22 protein-coding genes and 1 pseudogene are annotated in these 20,981 nt (G+C 59.3%); 14 read left to right on the top strand and 9 right to left on the bottom strand.

Annotated features, from left to right (window positions below):
* Positions 1–32: 32 nt before the first annotated feature.
* Positions 33–386: a RidA family protein gene (locus PMI27_RS13025; RefSeq protein ID WP_008150191.1), complete on the bottom strand. Its 354-nt coding sequence runs from the start codon at positions 384–386 to the stop codon at positions 33–35.
* Positions 358–1,662, bottom strand: a complete 1,305-nt coding sequence (dadA, locus tag PMI27_RS13030; RefSeq protein ID WP_033053439.1) for a D-amino acid dehydrogenase — start codon at positions 1,660–1,662, stop codon at positions 358–360. Before dadA ends, PMI27_RS13025 begins: the two co-directional genes overlap by 29 nt.
* Positions 1,663–1,819: 157 nt before the next feature.
* Between dadA and PMI27_RS13035 the strand changes: the two genes are divergently transcribed.
* Positions 1,820–2,308, top strand: coding sequence for an Lrp/AsnC ligand binding domain-containing protein (locus tag PMI27_RS13035; protein WP_003206849.1), 489 nt, complete (start codon positions 1,820–1,822; stop codon positions 2,306–2,308).
* A gap of 93 nt (positions 2,309–2,401) precedes the next feature.
* On the opposite strand, the gene PMI27_RS13040 is transcribed toward PMI27_RS13035, so the two are convergent.
* Positions 2,402–2,755, bottom strand: a complete 354-nt coding sequence (locus PMI27_RS13040; RefSeq protein WP_007947437.1) for a YkgJ family cysteine cluster protein — start codon at positions 2,753–2,755, stop codon at positions 2,402–2,404.
* 147 nt (positions 2,756–2,902) lie between these two features.
* On the opposite strand from PMI27_RS13040, the gene PMI27_RS13045 reads away from it, so the two are divergent.
* Positions 2,903–4,216, top strand: a complete 1,314-nt coding sequence (locus PMI27_RS13045) for an NAD(P)/FAD-dependent oxidoreductase (RefSeq protein ID WP_008150187.1) — start codon at positions 2,903–2,905, stop codon at positions 4,214–4,216.
* 135 nt (positions 4,217–4,351) lie between these two features.
* Here the strand turns inward: PMI27_RS13045 and PMI27_RS13050 are convergent, their stop codons facing one another.
* On the bottom strand, positions 4,352–4,597 hold the full coding sequence (locus PMI27_RS13050) for a DUF1127 domain-containing protein (protein ID WP_008150185.1): 246 nt from the start codon (positions 4,595–4,597) through the stop codon (positions 4,352–4,354).
* A gap of 179 nt (positions 4,598–4,776) precedes the next feature.
* On the opposite strand from PMI27_RS13050, the gene PMI27_RS13055 reads away from it, so the two are divergent.
* Positions 4,777–6,198 carry an aminotransferase-like domain-containing protein gene (locus PMI27_RS13055; protein WP_008150183.1) on the top strand — a complete coding sequence of 474 codons (1,422 nt, stop codon included), beginning with the start codon at positions 4,777–4,779 and terminating at the stop codon, positions 6,196–6,198.
* A 56-nt stretch (positions 6,199–6,254) separates the two neighbouring features.
* Complete coding sequence (locus PMI27_RS13060; protein ID WP_008150181.1) at positions 6,255–7,835, top strand: phospholipase D family protein; 1,581 nt, start codon at positions 6,255–6,257, stop codon at positions 7,833–7,835.
* A 90-nt stretch (positions 7,836–7,925) separates the two neighbouring features.
* On the opposite strand, the gene PMI27_RS13065 is transcribed toward PMI27_RS13060, so the two are convergent.
* Both PMI27_RS13065 and PMI27_RS13070 read right to left on the bottom strand, forming a co-directional pair.
* Complete coding sequence (locus tag PMI27_RS13065) at positions 7,926–9,068, bottom strand: MFS transporter (protein ID WP_008150180.1); 1,143 nt, start codon at positions 9,066–9,068, stop codon at positions 7,926–7,928.
* 186 nt (positions 9,069–9,254) lie between these two features.
* The gene (locus PMI27_RS13070) at positions 9,255–10,748 is read right to left on the bottom strand and encodes an aldehyde dehydrogenase (protein WP_008150178.1); all 1,494 of its coding nucleotides are present in this window, start codon (positions 10,746–10,748) and stop codon (positions 9,255–9,257) included.
* Positions 10,749–10,985: 237 nt separating this feature from the next.
* Between PMI27_RS13070 and PMI27_RS13075 the strand changes: the two genes are divergently transcribed.
* Together PMI27_RS13075 and PMI27_RS13080 are read left to right on the top strand one after the other, a co-directional pair.
* On the top strand, positions 10,986–11,348 hold the full coding sequence (locus PMI27_RS13075; protein ID WP_008150176.1) for a cupin domain-containing protein: 363 nt from the start codon (positions 10,986–10,988) through the stop codon (positions 11,346–11,348).
* 108 nt (positions 11,349–11,456) lie between these two features.
* A complete protein-coding gene (locus tag PMI27_RS13080) occupies positions 11,457–11,729 on the top strand; it encodes an I78 family peptidase inhibitor (RefSeq protein ID WP_008150175.1) in 273 nt (90 codons plus the stop codon).
* 83 nt (positions 11,730–11,812) lie between these two features.
* On the opposite strand, the gene rpmG is transcribed toward PMI27_RS13080, so the two are convergent.
* Both rpmG and rpmB read right to left on the bottom strand, forming a co-directional pair.
* Positions 11,813–11,968: a 50S ribosomal protein L33 gene (gene rpmG, locus PMI27_RS13085; RefSeq protein ID WP_008150173.1), complete on the bottom strand. Its 156-nt coding sequence runs from the start codon at positions 11,966–11,968 to the stop codon at positions 11,813–11,815.
* Positions 11,969–11,979: 11 nt separating this feature from the next.
* Positions 11,980–12,213 (bottom strand): 50S ribosomal protein L28, encoded by a 234-nt coding sequence (rpmB, locus tag PMI27_RS13090; protein ID WP_007894701.1) that lies wholly within the window; start codon positions 12,211–12,213, stop codon positions 11,980–11,982.
* A 445-nt stretch (positions 12,214–12,658) separates the two neighbouring features.
* Here rpmB and PMI27_RS13095 point away from each other — a divergent pair, with 445 nt between their 5' ends.
* Positions 12,659–14,245 (top strand): ABC transporter substrate-binding protein, encoded by a 1,587-nt coding sequence (locus PMI27_RS13095; RefSeq protein ID WP_008150170.1) that lies wholly within the window; start codon positions 12,659–12,661, stop codon positions 14,243–14,245.
* A 138-nt stretch (positions 14,246–14,383) separates the two neighbouring features.
* Here PMI27_RS13095 and radC read toward each other — a convergent pair whose 3' ends face one another.
* Complete coding sequence (radC, locus tag PMI27_RS13100; protein WP_008150167.1) at positions 14,384–15,058, bottom strand: RadC family protein; 675 nt, start codon at positions 15,056–15,058, stop codon at positions 14,384–14,386.
* A 136-nt stretch (positions 15,059–15,194) separates the two neighbouring features.
* Here radC and coaBC point away from each other — a divergent pair, with 136 nt between their 5' ends.
* The 7 genes and pseudogenes from coaBC (at position 15,195) to PMI27_RS13135 (ending at position 20,913) form a co-directional block, all read left to right on the top strand.
* Complete coding sequence (coaBC, locus tag PMI27_RS13105) at positions 15,195–16,403, top strand: bifunctional phosphopantothenoylcysteine decarboxylase/phosphopantothenate--cysteine ligase CoaBC (protein WP_008150165.1); 1,209 nt, start codon at positions 15,195–15,197, stop codon at positions 16,401–16,403.
* Positions 16,404–16,408: 5 nt separating this feature from the next.
* Positions 16,409–16,864 carry a dUTP diphosphatase gene (dut, locus tag PMI27_RS13110; protein ID WP_008150163.1) on the top strand — a complete coding sequence of 152 codons (456 nt, stop codon included), beginning with the start codon at positions 16,409–16,411 and terminating at the stop codon, positions 16,862–16,864.
* Positions 16,865–17,229: 365 nt separating this feature from the next.
* Positions 17,230–18,606, top strand: a pseudogene (locus PMI27_RS13115) (phosphomannomutase/phosphoglucomutase); the annotation flags it as partial.
* A gap of 25 nt (positions 18,607–18,631) precedes the next feature.
* Positions 18,632–19,537 (top strand): acetylglutamate kinase, encoded by a 906-nt coding sequence (argB, locus tag PMI27_RS13120; RefSeq protein ID WP_008007602.1) that lies wholly within the window; start codon positions 18,632–18,634, stop codon positions 19,535–19,537.
* A gap of 203 nt (positions 19,538–19,740) precedes the next feature.
* Positions 19,741–19,953: a hypothetical protein gene (locus PMI27_RS13125; RefSeq protein ID WP_008150160.1), complete on the top strand. Its 213-nt coding sequence runs from the start codon at positions 19,741–19,743 to the stop codon at positions 19,951–19,953.
* Positions 19,954–19,970: 17 nt separating this feature from the next.
* The gene (locus tag PMI27_RS13130; protein WP_008150158.1) at positions 19,971–20,543 is read left to right on the top strand and encodes a hypothetical protein; all 573 of its coding nucleotides are present in this window, start codon (positions 19,971–19,973) and stop codon (positions 20,541–20,543) included.
* Positions 20,530–20,913 carry a hypothetical protein gene (locus PMI27_RS13135; protein WP_008150156.1) on the top strand — a complete coding sequence of 128 codons (384 nt, stop codon included), beginning with the start codon at positions 20,530–20,532 and terminating at the stop codon, positions 20,911–20,913. The genes PMI27_RS13130 and PMI27_RS13135 overlap by 14 nt, the downstream gene beginning before the upstream one ends.
* The last annotated feature ends 68 nt before the right edge of the window (positions 20,914–20,981 follow it).

Below are 20,981 nucleotides of genomic sequence, written 5' to 3'. Positions count from 1 at the left end.
GTAGCACCGGGAGAGGGATCTTTCTGACGGGTTTATGGCAGAGCGGCGACAACCGACAGCTCAACCAGGATTTCCGGTTCGCACAACTTCGATTCAACGGTGGCACGGGCCGGGGCGACGCCTTTTGGCAGCCACTTGTCCCAGACCGCATTCATGCCTTCAAAGTGTGCATCAATGTCTTTCAAGTAAATCGTTACCGACAGCAGACGGCTCTTGTCGGTCCCGGCCAGATCCAGCAAACGCTCGATGTTGGCAAGCGTTTCACGGGTCTGCTGTTCAATCCCGGCGTTCATATCGTCGCCGACCTGCCCTGCCAGATACACGGTACCGCTGTGGACTACGATCTGGCTCATGCGCTCATTGGTGAGCTGGCGCTGGATTGACATGTTTTGCAGACTCCTGAAGTTTTTTTCCATAACGGGAAATATCGAGGCCTTCGGCGCTGATCTGCGGCGTTTTCTTCGCCATCAGATCGGCCAGCAAGCGACCGGAACCGCACGCCATGGTCCAACCAAGCGTGCCGTGACCCGTGTTCAAAAACAGATTGCTGAACGGCGTAGCACCCACGATCGGTGTACCGTCCGGCGTAGTCGGACGCAGACCGGTCCAGAAACTGGCCTGGGCCAGATCGCCGCCCTGAGGATAGAGGTCGTTGACGATCATCTCCAGGGTTTCGCGCCGACGCGGGTTCAGCGACAGGTCAAAACCGGCTATTTCAGCCATGCCACCGACGCGGATGCGGTTGTCGAAACGGGTGATCGCAACCTTGTAGGTCTCGTCGAGAATAGTCGAAGTCGGGGCCATCGCCGGGTTGGTGATCGGCACAGTCAAGGAATAACCCTTGAGCGGATACACCGGTGCCTTGATCCCCAGCGGCTTGAGCAGTTGCGGCGAGTAGCTGCCCAGGGCCAGCACGTAGCGATCAGCGGTTTCCAGCTTGCCGTCGATCCATACGCCGTTGATGCGATCGCCGGCGTAGTCGAGACGCTGAATGTCCTGGTCGAAGCGGAATTCCACACCCAGTTTGGTCGCCATTTCGACCAGGCGGGTGGTGAACATCTGGCAATCGCCAGTCTGGTCGTTCGGCAGGCGCAGGGCACCGGCGAGGATGTCGGTGACGCTGGCCAGCGCAGGCTCAACGCGGGCAATGCCGGCGCGGTCGAGCAGTTCGAACGGCACGCCGGACTCTTTCAGCACGGCGATGTCTTTCCAGGCGCCGTCGAGTTGAGCCTGGGTGCGGAACAGTTGGGTAGTACCGAGGCTGCGGCCTTCGTAGGCAATACCGGTTTCGGCGCGCAATTCGTCGAGGCAGTCACGGCTGTACTCGGACAGGCGGACCATGCGCTCTTTGTTCACCGCATAACGGTTGGCGGTGCAGTTGCGCAGCATCTGCGCCATCCACAGGTATTGGTCGATGTCGGCGGTGGCCTTGATCGCCAGCGGTGCGTGACGCTGCAACAGCCACTTGATGGCCTTGAGCGGCACGCCCGGCGCGGCCCACGGCGAGGCATAACCCGGCGAAACCTGCCCGGCGTTGGCGAAACTGGTCTCCATCGCAGCGGCTGGCTGACGGTCCACGACCACCACTTCAAATCCGGCACGCGCCAGATAGTAAGCACTGGTGGTACCGATGACGCCGCTACCCAAGACCATAACGCGCATTTTCATATCCCTCATCGCGGCTTGCCGCTGACGTTCGTAGTTGTCGAGCATTGATGTGCGCAGTGTAAAAAAGATTAGGCAGTGCTTTTCACTATATAAGTGCCTATATTTGGCGAGAATTCTCGGCAAAAACGCTTTTCACGGAGGCGCATCCCCTATGCGTACCAACACTCAGACCAAACGTGAGCTGGACAAGATCGACCGCAACATCCTGCGGATCCTACAAGCGGACGGACGCATCTCCTTCACCGAGCTGGGGGAAAAGGTCGGGCTCTCGACCACGCCATGTACCGAGCGGGTCCGGCGGCTGGAGCGCGAAGGGATCATCATGGGCTACAACGCCCGGCTCAATCCGCAGCACCTCAAGGGTAGTCTTCTGGTGTTCGTCGAGATCAGCCTCGACTACAAATCCGGCGATACTTTCGAAGAGTTCCGACGCGCGGTCCTGAAGCTTCCCCACGTGCTGGAGTGCCATTTGGTGTCAGGGGATTTCGACTATTTGGTGAAGGCGCGGATTTCCGAGATGGCCTCGTACCGCAAGTTGCTGGGCGACATCCTGCTCAAGCTGCCGCATGTGCGCGAATCCAAGAGCTACATCGTGATGGAAGAAGTGAAAGAGAGCTTGAACCTGCCGATTCCGGATTGAAGATCAAAAGATCGCAGCCTTCGGCAGCTCCTACAGGTGTACGCATTCCGACGTAGGAGCTGCCGAAGGCTGCGATCTTTTAACTGGCGACGCTTAGACCAGGACCTGCCGCGTCGAAGCCATGTACTCATGAATCTGCTTCTCGACCCGCGGATGAATCAGCTCCACCGGCCCCCGCCCATTCGGGCACGGCAAGGTCTTGGTGGTGCCGAACAACCGGCAAATCAGTGGCCGCTCGTCATACACGGTGCAGCCGTTGGGTCCGAGGTGAACGCAATTGAGTTCATCCATCGCAGCGTCCTGCTCGGCCCGGGTCTTGCGCGGCAGGCGGGACATTTCTTCCGGCGAGGTGGTCACCGGCCCACAGCAGTCATGGCAGCCGGGCACGCACTCGAACGAGGGAATCTGCTGCCGTAGCGTGCGAATTTTCTGACTGTTGCAGCTCATCGAAGCGTTGACCAAAAGCGGAATAGAGCGGGATTCTGACGTAAAAGCCCCGATCCAGACAGCACCAACCGACCAGTGTTGCCCGTATTCGAAGGTCCGGCTTATGCTCCGTCAAATTTTCTAAACACAAGAATCAGGAACACGCACATGAATGCCCGTGCTCAGCAACCTGCCCCGAACCACCAGCACCCTGCTTCTTACTACGCCGCCAGCAGCCTGCCGCAGCCCGATCATCCGGTGCTCACAGGCGACCTGGTGGCTGACGTGTGCGTGGTCGGTGGCGGGTTCTCCGGGTTGAACACGGCGCTTGAACTGGCCGAACGCGGCTTCAGTGTGATCCTGCTCGAAGCCCACAAAATCGGTTGGGGCGCCAGCGGACGCAATGGCGGGCAGTTGATTCGTGGCGTCGGCCATGGCCTCGATCAGTTCGCCAACGTGGTCGGTGCGGACGGCGTGCGTCAGATGAAACTCATGGGCCTGGAAGCGGTGGAAATCGTCCGACAGCGCGTCGAGCGTTTTCAGATCCCTTGCGACCTGACTTGGGGTTATTGCGACCTGGCCAACAAGCCCCGGGACCTCGAAGGTTTTGCCGAGGACGCCGAAGAGCTGCGCAGTCTCGGTTACCGTTATGAAACCCGTCTGCTGCAAGCCAGTGAAATGCATTCCGTTGTGGGTTCCGACCGTTACGTCGGCGGTTTGATCGACATGGGTTCAGGGCACCTGCATCCGCTGAACCTGGCATTGGGCGAAGCGGCCGCCGCCCAACAGTTGGGGGTGAAGCTGTTCGAACAATCGGCAGTCACCCGCATCGATTATGGCCCCGAGGTCAAGGTCCATACCGCCCAAGGTTCGGTCCGCGCCAAGACGCTGGTGCTGGGCTGCAACGCCTACCTCAATGAACTCAATCCCGAACTCGGCGGCAAGGTGCTGCCCGCCGGCAGCTACATCATCGCCACCGAACCCTTGAGCGAAGCTTTGGCTCACTCGCTACTGCCGCAGAACATGGCGGTCTGCGATCAACGGGTGGCACTGGATTACTACCGGCTCTCGGCGGACCGCCGCTTGCTGTTCGGCGGCGCCTGCCATTATTCAGGTCGCGACCCGAAGGACATCGCCGCCTACATGCGGCCGAAGATGCTGGAGGTTTTCCCGCAACTGGCCGGGGTCAAGATCGACTATCAATGGGGCGGGATGATCGGCATCGGCGCCAACCGTCTGCCGCAGATCGGGCGACTCAAGGATCAGCCGAATGTGTATTACGCGCAGGCTTATTCCGGTCATGGCGTGAACGCCACGCACCTCGCGGGGAAGTTGTTGGCTGAAGCTATCAGTGGCCAACAGGGTGGAGGGTTCGATCTGTTTGCCAAGGTGCCGCATATCACCTTTCCTGGCGGCAAGCATTTGCGCTCGCCGTTGTTGGCGTTGGGGATGTTGTGGCATCGGCTTAAAGAGTTGGTCTAAAAATTTTTCAGCGCCTGTAGCGACGCCATCGCGGGCAAGCCGTGCTCCTACAGGTTAGTGTTGATCTCAAGAACGACGCATGACCTGTAGGAGCACGGCTTGCCCGCGATGGCGGCCGCAAGGACACCACAAGACTCAAATCCGCCAAAACGGTTTAAGCCCCTCCTCCCGCGCCTGCTCCCGACTTAACCCGACGTCCTTAAGCTGCTCGGGCGTGAGCTCCAGCAACGCCTTGCGTGTGTGCAGACGATGCCAGAACAGGCCCCACCGACTCAGGCCGGACGGTGCGTTGCGCATGACCGCCTCGCGTGCGCCGTTGTTTTGCCCTGCCGCCAGTTCCTGACTGTGTAACGTCAGCCGCACATCGCTCAAGCCGTTCATTTTGATTGCTCCTGTTTACTTGGGTAGCCAGAGCTTTCATGATGCGTCGACGGCAAAAAGCATTACAGATTCAACGAGGCTGTATTAATTCCATACAGATTTTGCATTTCAGCGTCTGAATCCCCTATTTTCGACCCATCTGTACTGGTCAACCGAATCACCCACACCGAGACTGCGCCATGACCCTTTACGTCAACCTCGCCGAACTGCTCGGCACGCGTATCGAACAGGGCTTCTATCGCCCCGGCGACCGGCTGCCGTCAGTGCGGGCGTTGAGTGTTGAGCACGGCGTCAGCCTGAGCACGGTGCAGCAGGCGTATCGCGTGCTGGAAGACAGCGGCCTGGCGACACCCAAACCCAAGTCGGGCTACTTCGTACCGGTGGGTCGTGAACTGCCGGAGCTTCCGGCCATTGGCCGCCCGGCGCAGCGGCCGGTGGATATTTCCCAGTGGGATCAAGTGCTGGAACTGATCCGCGCGGTGCCACGCAAGGATGTGGTGCAACTGGGTCGCGGCATGCCGGACATCACCACGCCGACCATGAAACCGTTGCTGCGCAACCTGGCGCGAATCAGCCGACGGCAGGACATGCCCGGTCTGTATTACGACAACATCTACGGCACCCTCGAACTGCGCGAACAGATTGCCCGCCTGCTGCTCGATTCCGGTTGCCAATTGACTGCCCACGACCTGGTGATCACCACCGGTTGTCACGAAGCGCTGTCCACCAGCATCCGCTCCATCTGCGAGCCGGGCGACATTGTCGCCGTGGACTCGCCAAGCTTTCACGGCGCCATGCAGACGCTCAAGGGCCTGGGCATGAAAGCCCTGGAAATCCCCACCGACCCGCTCACCGGGATCAGCCTTGATGCGTTGGAATTGGCCTTGGAGCAATGGCCGATCAAGGCCATACAGTTGACCCCCAACTGCAACAACCCGCTGGGCTACATCATGCCGGAGTCACGTAAACGCGCGTTGTTGACACTCGCACAGCGTTTCGACGTGGCGATCATCGAGGACGATGTGTATGGCGAACTGGCCTACACCTACCCGCGTCCGCGTACGATCAAATCCTTCGACGAAGACGGCCGCGTCCTGCTGTGCAGTTCCTTTTCCAAGACCCTGGCACCGGGGCTGCGTATCGGTTGGGTGGCGCCGGGACGGTATCTGGAACGGGTGCTGCACATGAAATACATCAGCACCGGCTCTACCGCGCCGCAACCGCAGATCGCGATTGCCGAATTTCTCAAGGCCGGACATTTCGAACCGCATTTGCGGCGGATGCGCACCCAATACCAACGCAATCGCGACGTGATGATCGATTGGGTCAGCCGCTATTTTCCGGCCGGAACCCGCGCCAGTCGCCCCCAGGGCAGCTTCATGCTCTGGGTCGAGCTGCCGGAGGGCTTCGATACCCTGAAACTGAATCGTGCGCTGCACGATCAAGGCGTACAGATTGCCGTCGGCAGTATCTTTTCCGCCTCGGGCAAATACCGCAATTGCCTGCGGATGAACTACGCTGCCAAAACTACCCCGCAGATCGAAGAAGCTGTGCGCAAGGTCGGTGCGACAGCCATCAAATTGCTGGCGGAAATCGACTGACCTTTCTTCGGGACGCGGCGTCCATATGCTAACCGTCACCACCCGGAATACGCTCCGTGAGAATCAGACAGCTCCTGCTTGCTCTTCTGTTACTCGCCTCGCTCCTTGGTGGCTGTACAACACTCAATGTCCCTCGCGAACCGAGCCAGGCCCTGCCGGCCGCCGATTCTGCGTTCGGCCGTTCGATCCAGGCACAGGCCGCCCCCCATGGGGGCCAATCGGGCTTTCGCTTGCTCTCCGATAGCTCAGAGGCCTTCACCGCCCGCGCCGAGCTGATTCGCAAAGCCCAAAGCAGCCTCGATCTGCAGTACTACATTGTCCACGACGGCATCAGCACACGAATACTGGTGAGCGAACTGCTCAACGCCGCCGACCGCGGCGTGCGGGTGCGGATTTTGCTCGACGACACCACCAGCGATGGCCAGGATCGAATCATCGCGACCCTTGCCGCACATCCAAAGATTCAGATCCGGGTGTTCAACCCGCTGCACTTGGGCCGCAGCACCGTCGTTACGCGAACCATGGGCCGACTCTTCAACCTGTCGCAGCAACACCGACGCATGCACAACAAACTGTGGGTCGCAGACAACAGCGCGGCGATCGTGGGCGGGCGCAACCTGGGGGACGAGTATTTCGATGCCGAGCCCAACCTCAATTTCACCGACATCGACATGCTCAGTGTCGGCCCGGTTGCAGAGCAGCTGGGGCATAGCTTCGACCAGTACTGGAACAGCGCCCTGAGCAAGCCGATCGAGCAGTTTCTCTCGACCAGGCCGACAGCCAAGGATCTGAGAAATACCCGGACCCGACTGGACGAATCCCTGGAGGAAACGCGCAAACAGAACCACGCGCTTTATCAGCAGTTAATGGCCTATACCACTCACCCGCGCCTGGATGTCTGGCGCCGAGAGTTGATCTGGGCCTGGAACCAGGCGCTGTGGGACGCACCGAGCAAGGTGCTGGCCGACGGCGAACCGGCCCCGCACCTGCTACTGACCACCCAGCTGGCGCCCGAACTCAATGGGGTCAGCAAGGAGCTGATCATGGTCTCGCCCTACATCGTCCCCGCCCAACCGGGCCTGGTGTACCTGACCGGTCGCGCTGATGCGGGCGTGTCGGTGAGTTTGCTGACCAATTCACTGGAAGCCACCGATGTACCGGCCACGCATGGTGGTTACGCGCCTTATCGCAAAGCCTTGCTGGAGCACGGTGTGCAATTGTTCGAATTACGCCGCCAGCCCGGCGACAACGGTCGCAGCGGCAGCGGACCGAGCCTGTTCCACAGCGGGAGCCGCACCTCCCGTGGTTCCGAATCCAGCCTGCACAGCAAGGCGATGGTTTTCGACCGACAAAAAGCCTTCATCGGCTCGTTCAATTTCGACCCGCGCTCGGTACTGTGGAACACCGAAGTCGGGGTACTGGTGGACAACCCGAAGCTCGCCGGACGGGTGCGCGAACTGGCACTGGAGGGTATGGCGCCGCCCCTCAGCTATCACGTCCGGCTGGAAAAGGGCCAGATCGTCTGGGTCACTGAAGATGACGGCAAACAGCACACACTGACCAAAGAACCGGGAAGTTGGTGGCAGCATTTCAATTCATGGCTCAGCAGCGTGGTCGGCCTGGAGCGGATGTTGTAGCCTCAATCGCCCAGATCGCAGCCTTCGGCAGCTCCTACAGGAAACCGTATTTCAAATGTAGGAGCTGCCGAAGGCTGCGATCTGGGCGATCTATGCGGGTTGCACGGCACCAAACGCGCCTTGCCGTGACAGCAGAATCACCAACCCCAACGCACCCGCCGCCATCAGCAGCGGCAACGCATGCCCGCTGATCCACTGACTGCCGGCGCCGGCCGCCAGCGGTCCGACCAGGCAACCGATCCCCCACAGCTGCGCGATATGCGCATTGGCGCGCACCAGTGCATCGTCGCGATAGCGCTCGCCGATCAGGATCAGTGACAAGGTGAACAAGCCGCCGGCACTGGCACCGAACAACACCCACAACGGCCAGATCAGCAACGTGTCGATCAACAACGGGATGGCCAGGCTCGATATCAGCAGGACCACCGCACACCCGGTGAACAACGTACGTCGCGACAAGCGATCGGCCAGTGCGCCAATCGGCAACTGCAGCAAGGCATCACCCACCACCACCGTGCTGACCATCGCCAGCGCAATTTCCGTCGTAAAGCCCTGACGCAGGCAATACACCGGCAACAAGGTCAGGATCATCGCTTCGAACGCTGCGAACAGCGACACTGCCCAGGCAATCGCCGGCAGGCCACGGCAGAAACCCAGCAAGTCGCCGAAGGTCACGCTGCTGGCTTCGCTGGAGGGCGCACCGCTGCGGCCCAGCAGCAGGAGCGGTGCCGCCATCAGCAAACCGACGCCGACCCAGAATCCGTAATCGTGCTCAGTGCCCAGTACGCCAAGCAGCAACGGCCCGGCCAGCTGACTCAGCGCGTAGCTGCTGCCATACAACGCCACCAAGCGCCCGCGCCACTCTTCAACCACAAGCTGGTTGATCCAGCTTTCGCCGAGGATGAAGACGAGGGTCAGGATCACCCCGATCATCAACCGCAATACCAGCCAAATCGGATAGCTCGGCAACAGCGCCAGCAAACCGATGGACAACGCCCCGGCCCATAGGCACAAACGCATCAGATTGGCCGTGCCCAGACGCGCGGCCAGATGGCTGGAGATCTTTGCCCCCAGCAATACGCCAATGGCGGGCATCGCTGCCATCACGCCGATAGCGAACGAGCCGTAACCCCAGCTTTCCAGGCGAAACGACACCAACGGCATGCTGACGCCCAAGGCCAGGCCAACACTCAAGACGGACGCCAATACGGCGAAATAAGTCGCCCAACGCATTTCCCACGCTCCTGTGGATATTTTTTGTACAGCACAAAACACTGTGGGAGCGAGCCTGCTCGCGATGACGGTACAACATTCAACATTTCCGTCGACTGTCACACCGCAATCGCGAGCAGGCTCGCTCCCACATAGGATCTGCGTCGTTTAGAAGGCCTGTTACTGCGACAGGCCTCCTTTAACGACTTACAACTTGATCCAGGTCGCCTTCAGTTCGGTGTACTTGTCGAACGCATGCAGCGACTTGTCGCGACCGTTGCCGGACTGCTTGAAGCCACCGAACGGGGCCGTCATGTCGCCGCCGTCATACTGGTTGACCCACACGCTACCAGCGCGCAGTGCCTTGGCAGTCAGATGGGCCTTGGAAATATCCTTGGTCCACACCGCTGCGGCCAAGCCGTAAGGGGTGTCGTTGGCAATCGCAATGGCTTCTTCGGCGGTATCGAACGTGATCACCGACAGCACTGGGCCGAAGATTTCTTCCTGAGCGATTTTCATCGCATTGCTGACGCCGTCGAAAATCGTCGGTTCAACGTAAGTGCCACCGGTTTCCTGAAGAATGCGCTTGCCGCCCGCCACCAGTTTGGCACCGTCGGTGTGGCCGGATTCGATGTAGGACAGCACGGTGTTCATCTGCTGGGTATCCACCAGCGCGCCGACATTGGTTGCCGGGTCCAGCGGGTTGCCCGGTTTCCAGGTCTTGAGCGCCTCGATCACCAGCGGCAGGAATTTATCCTTGATCGAACGCTCCACCAGCAGGCGCGAGCCGGCGGTGCAGACTTCGCCCTGGTTGAAGGCGATGGCACCGGCAGCCGATTCAGCGGCAGCTTGCAGATCCGGCGCATCGGCGAACACGATGTTCGGGCTCTTGCCGCCAGCTTCGAGCCAGACGCGTTTCATGTTCGATTCGCCGGAGTAGATCAGCAGTTGCTTGGCGATTTTGGTCGAACCGGTGAACACCAGGGTGTCCACATCATTGTGCAGGGCCAGGGCCTTGCCGACGGTGTGACCGTAGCCTGGCAGGACGTTCAGCACGCCTTTCGGAATACCGGCTTCGACGGCCAGCGCAGCGATGCGGATGGCGGTCAGCGGTGATTTTTCGGATGGCTTGAGGATCACCGAGTTACCGGTGGACAGCGCCGGGCCGAGCTTCCAGCAAGCCATCATCAGCGGGAAATTCCACGGCACGATGGCGCCGACTACGCCGACGGGTTCGCGGGTCACCAGACCCAGCTGGTCATGGGGAGTCGCGGCCACTTCGTCGTAGATCTTGTCGATGGCTTCACCGCTCCAGCTCAGGGCTTGCGCCGCGCCTGGAACGTCGATGTACAGGGAATCGCTGATCGGCTTGCCCATGTCCAGGGTTTCAAGCAGGGCCAGCTCTTCGGCGTGCTGTTTCAGCAGGCCGGCGAAACGGATCATGGTGGCTTTACGTTTGGTCGGCGCCAGGCGCGACCAGACGCCGGAATTGAAAGTGGCGCGGGCGTTTTCAACAGCGCGCTGGGCGTCGGCGGCGTCACAGCTGGCAATCTTGCCCAGCAGACGGCCATCGACCGGGCTGATGCACTCGAAGGTCTCGGCGGAGACAGCATCGGTGTATTCACCATTGATGTAGGCGCGGCCTTCGATCTTCAGATCGCGAGCCCGTTGTTCCCAATCGGCACGAGTCAGGGTGGTCATACGAGTGTCCTCCTCTTATTGAATACGAACGCTCCACGGTCTTCGCGGGCGCTGTCAGGAATTCTGCCCGGCCATCCTGCTTTTCCGGCCCAAGGCAACTGCCACCCTAAACCAGTGGCCGGGGTTGTTTCAATATATTTGACACAAGGTCGGCAAACGGCCTTGCGGTGTTCATTTTAATAAACATAGACTTTGGACTTTCCAGCCATCGCGCCGCAATCACGGGGGATAACAACAATGAGCATCCAGGACATCGTCGACTTCAGCCAGGCCACCACCCAGCCCGATCGCTATCGACCAGACCCGGCGAAAGTCCTCAAGGGCGACCCTGAACAAGCAGTGTACAACCACTACAACAGTCCTTGCGGCCAGATGAGCGCAGGCGTGTGGGAAGGCGAAGTCGGCCAGTGGCATGTGAACTACACCGAGCATGAATACTGCGAAATCGTTCAGGGCGTTTCAGTGCTGCGCGACAACGAAGGCAACGGCAAGACCTTGCGGGTTGGTGATCGCTTCGTGATCCCGGCGGGCTTTCGCGGTACCTGGGAGGTGCTGGAGCCGTGCCGCAAGGTTTATGTAGTGTTTGAACAGAAGGCCTGAGGTTCGCGATAAATAGTTACCGCACTGCTTCGCTGACCATGGCGGATGCTGGCCTGGCTCCTGGGAAAAGGAGCCATACCCTCATCTTTCACACGGAAGCGAATACTCATGAGCAGACTCTTCACTGCGGGACTTCTGACAAGTCTCACCATTGCACTGACCCTGATGCAGGCGCATGCCGGCGAATTGAAGCGGTGCAATGCGCAGCGGGCTAGCTACCTCATCGGCGAATATTTAACACGGACAGTTTTGGAGCAGGCACGCGTGGAGACGCGCGCAGCCAGGGTTATAGTCAATCCCGTCACGCAAGAATTCGACCCCGATCGCCTGCGAGTCATCACCGATCTGGACTTGAAGATTACTAGCATGTCCTGCGGTTGATCACTCGGTGCAACCGTTCATTTGGCAACAAAAAAGGCCCGTATCTCGCGATACGGGCCTTTTTCGTAAGAGAGAAAAATCAATTACTTGATTTTGCCTTCTTTGTACATCACGTGCTTACGAACGCGCGGATCGAACATGCGCTTTTCGAGCTTGTCCGGAGTAGTACGCTTGTTCTTGTCGGTAGTGTAGAAGTGACCAGTACCGGCGCTAGAAATCATTCGAATCAATTCACGCATGATTAGCTCCCTTAGATCTTGCCAGCTTTGCGAATTTCGGCCAGCACGACAGTAATGCCACGCTTGTCGATGATACGCATGCCTTTGGCAGATACGCGCAGACGCACGAAACGTTTCTCTTCTTCAACCCAGAAGCGGTGATGCTGCAGGTTCGGCAGGAAACGACGACGGGTTTTGTTGTTTGCGTGGGAAATGTTATTCCCAGTCACCGGACCCTTACCGGTAACTTGACATACTCTCGACATGCCTCAGCCCTCTAAAACCACATGCCCAACCCGGCATGGGTTGGCCGCTTAATCTCTCAGTCATTTGGCGCCAGGCGCCGCGTTTCTTTAGAGGTCTTACCGGCTACACCTACAGTGAAGGAACCGGGCCCCTAGAAAAGAGCGCTGCTTTATACCAGAAAGACTGGAGAGCAACAACATTCCGTGTGCGCGGACTTGGTAAATTCCCCATTTTTCGCGCGCCAAGCGCCTTGGATAAAGGCTGTCGTCGATTAAGACCGCTCGTCGCAGAGAATCGGCCAACCGACCGATTCCGGGTTTTCCTCGGCCCGCATCACCGAAAACAAGCGCACATAGTCCACTTAAAATGAAAAAGGGGATAGTCATTTGCAAAAGAGCCCACTAGGGTAAGCCTTTTCCAGACTGCACTTGCAGATGGGCCTTCGATCTGTAAAGGAATCCGACCATGCGCCTCGCTGCCCTACCGCTGTTGCTCGCCCCTCTTCTGCTGAGCCCACTGGCCCACGCCGCCGCTCTGAGCGTTTGCACTGAGGCAAGCCCGGAAGGCTTCGACGTGGTGCAATACAACTCGCTGACCACCACCAACGCCTCGGCCGACGTGCTGATGAATCGTCTGGTGGATTTCGATACCGCCAGCGGCAAAGTGGTCGCCAGCCTCGCGGACAGCTGGGAAGTCACGCCCGACGGCCTGACCTACGTGTTCAAACTGCATCCGCAGGTGAAATTCCACCGCACTGAATACTTCAGCCCGACCCGCGACCTGACCGCCGAAGACGTGAAATTCAGTTTCGACCGCATGCTCGACCCGGCGAACCCGTGGCACAAGGTCGCCCAGAGCGGCTTCCCACACGCCCAGTCGATGCAGTTGCCGGCATTGATCAAGAAGATCGACGCACTGGACCCGCTGACCATACGGTTCACCCTCGACCACCCGGACTCGACCTTCCTCGCGACCCTGAGCATGGGCTTCGCCTCGATCTATTCGGCTGAATACGCCGATAAACTGATGAAGGCCGGCACCCCGGAGAAGCTCAATAGCCAGCCGATCGGCAGCGGCCCATTCATTTTCACACGCTTCCAGAAGGACGCCTCTATCCGCTACAAGGCCAACCCGGACTACTTCCGCGGCAAGCCTTCGGTGGATCCGCTGATCTTCGCCATCACCCCGGACGCCAACGTGCGTTTGCAGAAATTGCGCCGCAACGAGTGCCAGATCGCCCTATCGCCCAAGCCTCTGGACGTACAGGCAGCGCTGAAAGAACCGACCCTGAAAGTGGAAAAGACTGACGCCTTCATGACCGCGTTCGTCGGCATCAACAGCCAGCATCCGCCGCTGGACAAGCCCGAAGTGCGCCAGGCGATCAACCTCGCGTTCGACAAGGCCAACTACGTCAAAGCCGTGTTCGAAGACACCGCCGAGGCCGCCAACGGCCCGTACCCGCCTAACACCTGGAGCTACGCCAAAGGCCTGCCGGGTTATCCGCATGACGTCGAAAAAGCCAAAGCACTCATGGCGAAGGCCGGGCTCAAGGACGGTTTCCAGACCACCATCTGGACCCGACCTTCTGGCAGTCTGCTCAACCCGAACCCGAGCCTCAGCGCTCAAATGCTGCAATCGGACCTCGCGGAAATCGGCATTCAGGCCGAGATTCGGGTGATCGAATGGGGTGAACTGATTCGCCGCGCCAAGGCCGGTGAACACGACCTGTTGTTCATGGGCTGGGCCGGCGACAACGGAGACCCGGACAACTTCCTCACGCCGCAGTTTTCCTGCGCCGCGGTCAAATCCGGCACCAACTTCGCCCGCTACTGCAACCAGGACCTGGACAAGCTGATCAGCGCCGGCAAGACCACCGGCGAGCAAGGTGTGCGTACCAAGCTCTACGAACAGGCCCAGGCGCAGATCCAGCAGCAGGCGCTGTGGCTGCCGCTGGCCCACCCGACCGCCTTCGCGCTGACGCGCAAGGACGTTGAGGGGTATCAGGTCAGCCCGTTTGGTCGCCAGGATTATTCCAAGGTCAACCTCAAGTAATCAGCGTCACCACAAAAACCTGTGGGAGCCGAGCTTGCTCGCGATGGCGTTCCTTCACTCACTGAACAGGGTGACTGATACGACGCCATCGCGAGCAAGCTCGGCTCCTACAGGGTTTTATGTTTGTCGTGATTCCTCTTACATCCACCCATACTCGGCCATGGACAATGGATCGCCGTCACCGATGATGAAATGGTCGAGCACCCGCACATCGATCAGGTCCAGCGCCTCTTGCAGGCGCTTGGTCAGCACTCGGTCGGCTTGACTGGGGTTGGTATTACCCGACGGATGGTTATGGCAGAGGATCAACGCTGCGGCGTTGTGGGCCAGCGCACGTTTAACCACTTGTCTCGGATAGACACTGGTGCTGTCGATGGATCCGCGAAACAGCACTTCAAAGGTCTGCACTTGATGCCTGGAATCCAAAAACAGACAGCCGAACACCTCGTGAGGCTCGTGGCGCAGCATTGACTTCAGGTAATCACGAACCGCCTGCGGATTCTCCAGCGCCGATTTTTGGCGCGCACGTTCGGCCAAATGCCGCCGGCTCATTTCCTGGACCGCTTGCAACTGAGCGAATTTCGCCGGCCCGAGCCCCAACTCACTGCTGAATGCTGCTTGATCGGCCTCGAGCAGTGAGCGCAGGCTGCCAAACTGATTCAACAGGTGTCGCGCCAGATCTACCGCGCTTTTACCCGACACGCCCGTTCGTAAAAAAATCGCCAGCAGTTCGGCGTCTGAAAGGCTCCCCGAGCCCAACTCAAGCAACCTCTCCCGCGGCCGTTCCGCCGCTGGCCAATCGCGAATACTCATAGCACCTCCCTGGTCTGTGGGCGCCGCTGTTCCGTAGCGGTCGCTGTGATATCTTAGCCCATCTTTTTTGCGGGCGATTTCATCCCTGGGGAGGGGGTATCGCCATGCAGTCATTAACGAAATGAAAGGCAGACCTATGCAGCGGCTGTATCGGAAACGCATCGTTCTGGGCGTCGGCGGCGGCATCGCTGCCTACAAGAGCGCCGACCTGGTTCGCCGCCTGATCGACCAGGGTGCCGAAGTGCGCGTGGTCATGACCCGCGGCGGCAGCGAGTTCATCACACCGTTGACCATGCAGGCCCTGTCCGGGCATCCAGTCCACCTCGATTTGCTCGACCCGGCGGCCGAAGCTGCCATGGGCCACATCGAGCTGGCCAAATGGGCCGACCTGGTGCTGATCGCCCCCGCCACCGCGGACCTCATTGCCCGCCTGGCCCAAGGCATTGCCGACGACCTGCTGACCACGCTGGTGCTGGCCACCGACGCAGTGGTCGCCGTTGCCCCGGCGATGAACCAGGCCATGTGGCGCGACCCGGCTACCCAGGCCAACCTGCAAACCCTCGAGAGCCGTGGCCTGAAAACCTTCGGCCCGGCCTCCGGCAGCCAGGCCTGCGGCGACGTTGGCATGGGTCGCATGCTCGAAGCCACCGACCTCGCCCAGTGCGCGGCGGACTGCTTCCAGCGTCAGGCGCTGACCGGCAAACACGTGCTGATCACCGCTGGCCCGACCCAGGAAAACATCGACCCGGTGCGCTACATCACCAACCACAGCTCCGGAAAGATGGGCTTTGCCCTGGCCGAAGCCGCGGTGGAAGCCGGCGCCCGCGTAACGCTGATCACCGGCCCGGTGCACCTGCCGACCCCGGATCGCGTCACCCGCATCGACGTGGTCAGCGCCCGCGACATGCTCGCCGCGTGTGAAGCCGCGATCCCTTGCGACCTGTTCATCGCCTCGGCAGCGGTCGCGGACTACCGTCCGGAAGTCGTCGCCCCACAGAAACTCAAGAAAGACCCTACGAACGGCGACGGCTTGTTGCTACAGATGGTGCGTAACCCAGACATCCTGGCCACCATTGCCACACGCCCCGACCGTCCGTTCAGTGTCGGGTTCGCCGCCGAAACCGAACACTTGCTCGATTACGCTGCCCGCAAGTTGAAAGATAAAAACCTCGATTTGATCGTCGCCAACGACGTCGCCAACCCGAGCATTGGCTTCAACAGCGAAGAAAACGCCTGCAGCGTGATCGACCGCCAGCTACACGCCACACTTTTCGCCCAGACCAGCAAGAGCAAGATTGCTCGCCAGCTGATCACTTTTATCGCCGAACGTCTGAACCAGGTTTAATTTACATGCACGCTTTGCAAGCCAAGATCCTCGACCCTCGCATCGGTACCGATTTCCCGCTGCCGCAGTACGCCACGCCAGGCTCCGCCGGCCTCGACCTGCGCGCCATGCTGGAAAAAGACACCGTCATCAAGCCGGGCGAAACCCTGCTGATCCCGACTGGCCTGTCCGTCTACATTGGCGATCCGGGTTTGGCGGCGCTGATTCTGCCGCGCTCCGGCCTGGGCCATAAGCACGGCATCGTGCTGGGCAACCTGGTCGGCCTGATCGACTCCGATTACCAGGGCCCGCTGATGGTGTCGTGCTGGAACCGTGGCCAGACCGATTTCAACATGGTGGTAGGCGAACGCCTGGCCCAATTGGTGCTGGTACCGGTGGTTCAAGCGCATTTTGAAATGGTCGAAGAATTCGTCGAAACCCAGCGCGGCACTGGCGGGTTCGGCCACTCCGGCAGCCATTGATCCGATAGATGCCCTCCCTGTAGGAGCTGCCGAAGGTTCGGGCCGCGTTCGGACGATCTTTTGATTTTGCTTTTTAAGATCAAAATCAAAAGATCGCAGCCTTCGGCAGCTCCTACGGGGAGGCGGGAGCAAGCTCCCTCGTCACAAATTGCAAAGACGTCATCTGAAAGGTTTATCACTGAAAATCAAGGCATTGGCCGCTCCATTACACGCTGATGTCGGGGTCATGGCCTTTTCACACCACGAACTCTCAGTGGAAAACGCCGTCATACCCTTCAGTTTGAGCCTGCCGACGAGTTCTTCGCGGCAGGTCCAGCCACTTTCGAGATGGAGCATTCCTACAGATGAGCACCCCAGCCCAAGTCGCACCCAAGTTCCCCGACAGCATCTTCCGCGCCTACGATATTCGCGGCACCGTCCCGGAATTCTTGAACGCTGAAACCGCGTATTGGCTCGGTCGCGCCATCGGTTCCCAGAGCCTGGCCCAGGACGAACCCAACGTGTCCGTCGGCCGTGACGGACGCCTGTCCGGCCCGGAACTGGTCGAACAACTGATCAAAGGCCTCGCCGACAGCGGTTGCCACGTCAGCGACGTCGGCCTGGTGCCAACGCCCGCGCTGTACTACGCCGCCAACGTGCTGGCCGGTAAATCCGGCGTGATGCTCACCGGCAGCCACAACCCGTCGAACTACAACGGCTTCAAGATCGTCATCGCTGGCGACACCCTGGCCAACGAACAGATCCAGGCCCTGCACGAACGCCTCAAGACCAACAACCTGAGCAGCGGCAAGGGCAGCATCACCCAGGTCGAGATCCTCGACCGCTACAACACCGAAATCGTCCAGGACATCAAACTGGCTCGCCGCCTCAAAGTCGTGGTCGACTGCGGTAACGGCGCGGCCGGCGTGATCGCCCCGCAACTGATCGAAGCCCTGAACTGCGAAGTCATCCCGCTGTTCTGCGACGTCGACGGCAACTTCCCGAATCACCACCCGGACCCGGGCAAGCCTGAAAACCTCGTGGACCTGATCGCCAAGGTCAAGGAAACCAACGCTGACCTGGGCCTGGCCTTCGACGGCGACGGCGACCGCGTCGGCGTGGTGACCAACACCGGCAGCATCGTTTACCCGGACCGCCTGCTGATGCTGTTCGCCCGTGACGTGCTGGCGCGCAACGCTGACGCGGAAATCATCTTCGACGTCAAATGCACCCGTCGCCTGACACCGCTGATCAAGGAATACGGCGGCCGTCCGCTAATGTGGAAGACCGGTCACTCGTTGATCAAAAAGAAAATGAAACAAACCGGCGCCCTGTTGGCCGGCGAAATGAGTGGGCACATCTTCTTCAAGGAACGCTGGTTCGGTTTCGACGACGGCATTTACAGCGCTGCGCGTCTGCTGGAAATCCTCAGCAAAGAAAAATCCACCGCGGAAGAGCTGTTTGCGACCTTCCCGAACGATATTTCTACGCCGGAAATCAATATCCATGTGACCGAAGAGAGCAAATTCAGCATCATTGATGCACTGCACGACGCGAAGTGGGGCGAAGGCGCCGACCTGACCACCATTGACGGCGTGCGAGTCGACTACGCCAAAGGCTGGGGCCTGGTGCGCGCGTCCAACACCACACCGGTGCTGGTGCTGCGCTTCGAGGCCGATGACGAGGCTGAATTGCAGCGCATCAAGGACGTTTTCCACGTCCAACTGAAGCGTGTTGCCCCTGATCTCCAATTACCGTTTTGATTTAACGAAGCACCCGGAGCCCTGAATGACCCTCGAACGCGAAGCCGCCGCCAACACCGCCAAGGTCCTGTCCGAAGCGCTGCCTTACATTCGCCGCTATGTCGGCAAGACGCTGGTGATCAAATACGGCGGCAACGCGATGGAAAGCGAGGAGCTGAAAACCGGCTTCGCCCGCGACATCGTGCTGATGAAAGCCGTCGGCATCAACCCGGTGGTGGTTCACGGCGGCGGCCCGCAAATCGGCGACCTGCTCAAGCGCCTGTCGATCGAGAGCCACTTCATCGATGGCATGCGCGTGACTGACGCGCAAACCATGGACGTGGTGGAAATGGTCCTCGGTGGCCAGGTCAACAAGGACATCGTCAACCTGATCAACCGTCATGGCGGCAGCGCCATCGGACTGACCGGTAAAGATGCCGAGCTGATTCGTGCGAAAAAGCTCACCGTGACCCGCCAGACGCCGGAGATGACTCAACCGGAAATCATCGACATCGGCCAGGTCGGTGAAGTGGTCGGCATCAACACCGACTTGCTGAACCTGCTGGTCAAAGGTGACTTCATCCCGGTGATCGCGCCAATCGGTGTCGGCGCCAACGGCGAGTCGTACAACATCAACGCTGACCTGGTGGCCGGTAAAGTCGCCGAAGCGCTGAAAGCTGAAAAGCTTATGCTGCTGACCAACATCGCCGGCCTGATGGACAAGTCGGGCACGGTCCTGACCGGCCTGACCACCCAACAGGTCGACGACTTGATCGCCGACGGCACCATCTACGGCGGCATGCTGCCGAAGATCCGTTGCGCGCTGGAAGCCGTGCAAGGTGGCGTGGGCAGCTCGTTGATCATTGATGGCCGGGTGCCAAATGCGATTCTTCTGGAAATCTTCACCGACACCGGTGTGGGTACCTTGATCAGCAATCGCAAGCGTCACTGATTCAAACCTTAAAAAGATCGCAGCCTTCGGCAGCTCCTACGAGAGCGGATTTTCGGATGTACGAAAACCCTGTAGGAGCTAACGAAGTCTGCGATCTTTTTTATGCGCGCAGGAAATGTCTGACCTGATTAAGCGAAACGTCCGACATCCCGCCAGCATTAGTCCGCATAGGATCTTCCCTGAATCCACAGGAGATCTTCCCCATGAAAAAAGACCACGTACCCTACGGCAGTGATGTTTCAGCAGGCACTTACGAGTGCGCAGACTGCGGGCGCGAATACACCAATCAGTCAAAGACTTCGCTTCCGCCGTGTCCAGACTTCAAACCAAGTACCCACAAACTCAATGGCTGGAACATCCTGACCGGCCAAGGTGACGCCGTGGCAGATCCGTATCCAAACAAGCCTTCCAAGTAATCACGGGGGTCTGAACCATGCAGATCTCGTTCACGATCGACGCCCAGGCATTCGACCTCGAGCAAAAGGAGCCGGTCAAAAAGACCCTGAGGATCTCCGACCACGAAATCACCCACGCCCTGCAGCGAATCGCCAAGGCCAGCCTGACCGAATACTTGAAAATGCTGGTTGAAGGCGGCATGCCGAGTCGGGCCGATGAAGCGAAACAGGACCGCTTGCTGTATCTGATTCAAAGCTACTTCGGGCAGACATTGCCGACCGAATCTCAGATATCGACGATTTTTCAGCTGACCCAAAGCCAAAGCAAAACCCTGCTGAAAAACACGGTTTCGCGCTTTCGCAATCAGCTGGACGATATTCTGCAGCACAGCATGCGAGCCGTGATCGAGTCTGCGGAACATGCGCAGACGGTGTACCTGGTGGTGATCAGTTCAGACGTCATTCGTGATGAACTGAACATGCTGATCACACAGAACGAACCGACCTTCAAACCCATCACAAAACGTAAAGCCAGCGCCGGGCAGTTCGAGATTAGTGAGGATTCCCACGACTTGCTCTGCACAACGCTGGGGATCAATGCCGTTCAGTGACATCGTGGCGGTCAGTGGATTGCTGCTGACCTTGACCACCTTCATGTTCAACCTGGCGTGGCCGAGGCTGCATGAAGCAATGGAGCTGGATGAAAGCCAATCTGGTCCGCTCGCCAGAAAACGTAGCCGAAAAAAGGTAACAAACGTTTTATTCGCCTGCGCCCTCCCTCTGACCAGCGCCTTCCTGGCGCTGTTTTACGTCAACTTGCCTGCCGCTGTGAAAATCATGGGCAGCAGCACGCTGAATCTTTGGGACTTCGACGTGGAGCGCACGCTCTACGTGCTAGTCGTCCTGGCGTTGCTGGTGTTTGCACTGCTCAATGTATGGCTCGCTGTGCGGCTTATCGATAAATGGCGGAAGCTGGGCTAGCAGCACGTGAGTTTTCCATATTTCACTGTTAACCCTATTTTCAACAGTCGCTGAAATAATCATATTGG

The sequence above is a fragment of the Pseudomonas sp. GM41(2012) genome, assembly GCF_000282315.2.
Taxonomy (GTDB): domain Bacteria; phylum Pseudomonadota; class Gammaproteobacteria; order Pseudomonadales; family Pseudomonadaceae; genus Aquipseudomonas.
The sequence above is the reverse complement of the archived record's forward strand: the minus strand, read 5'-3'. Positions and strand labels throughout refer to the sequence as shown.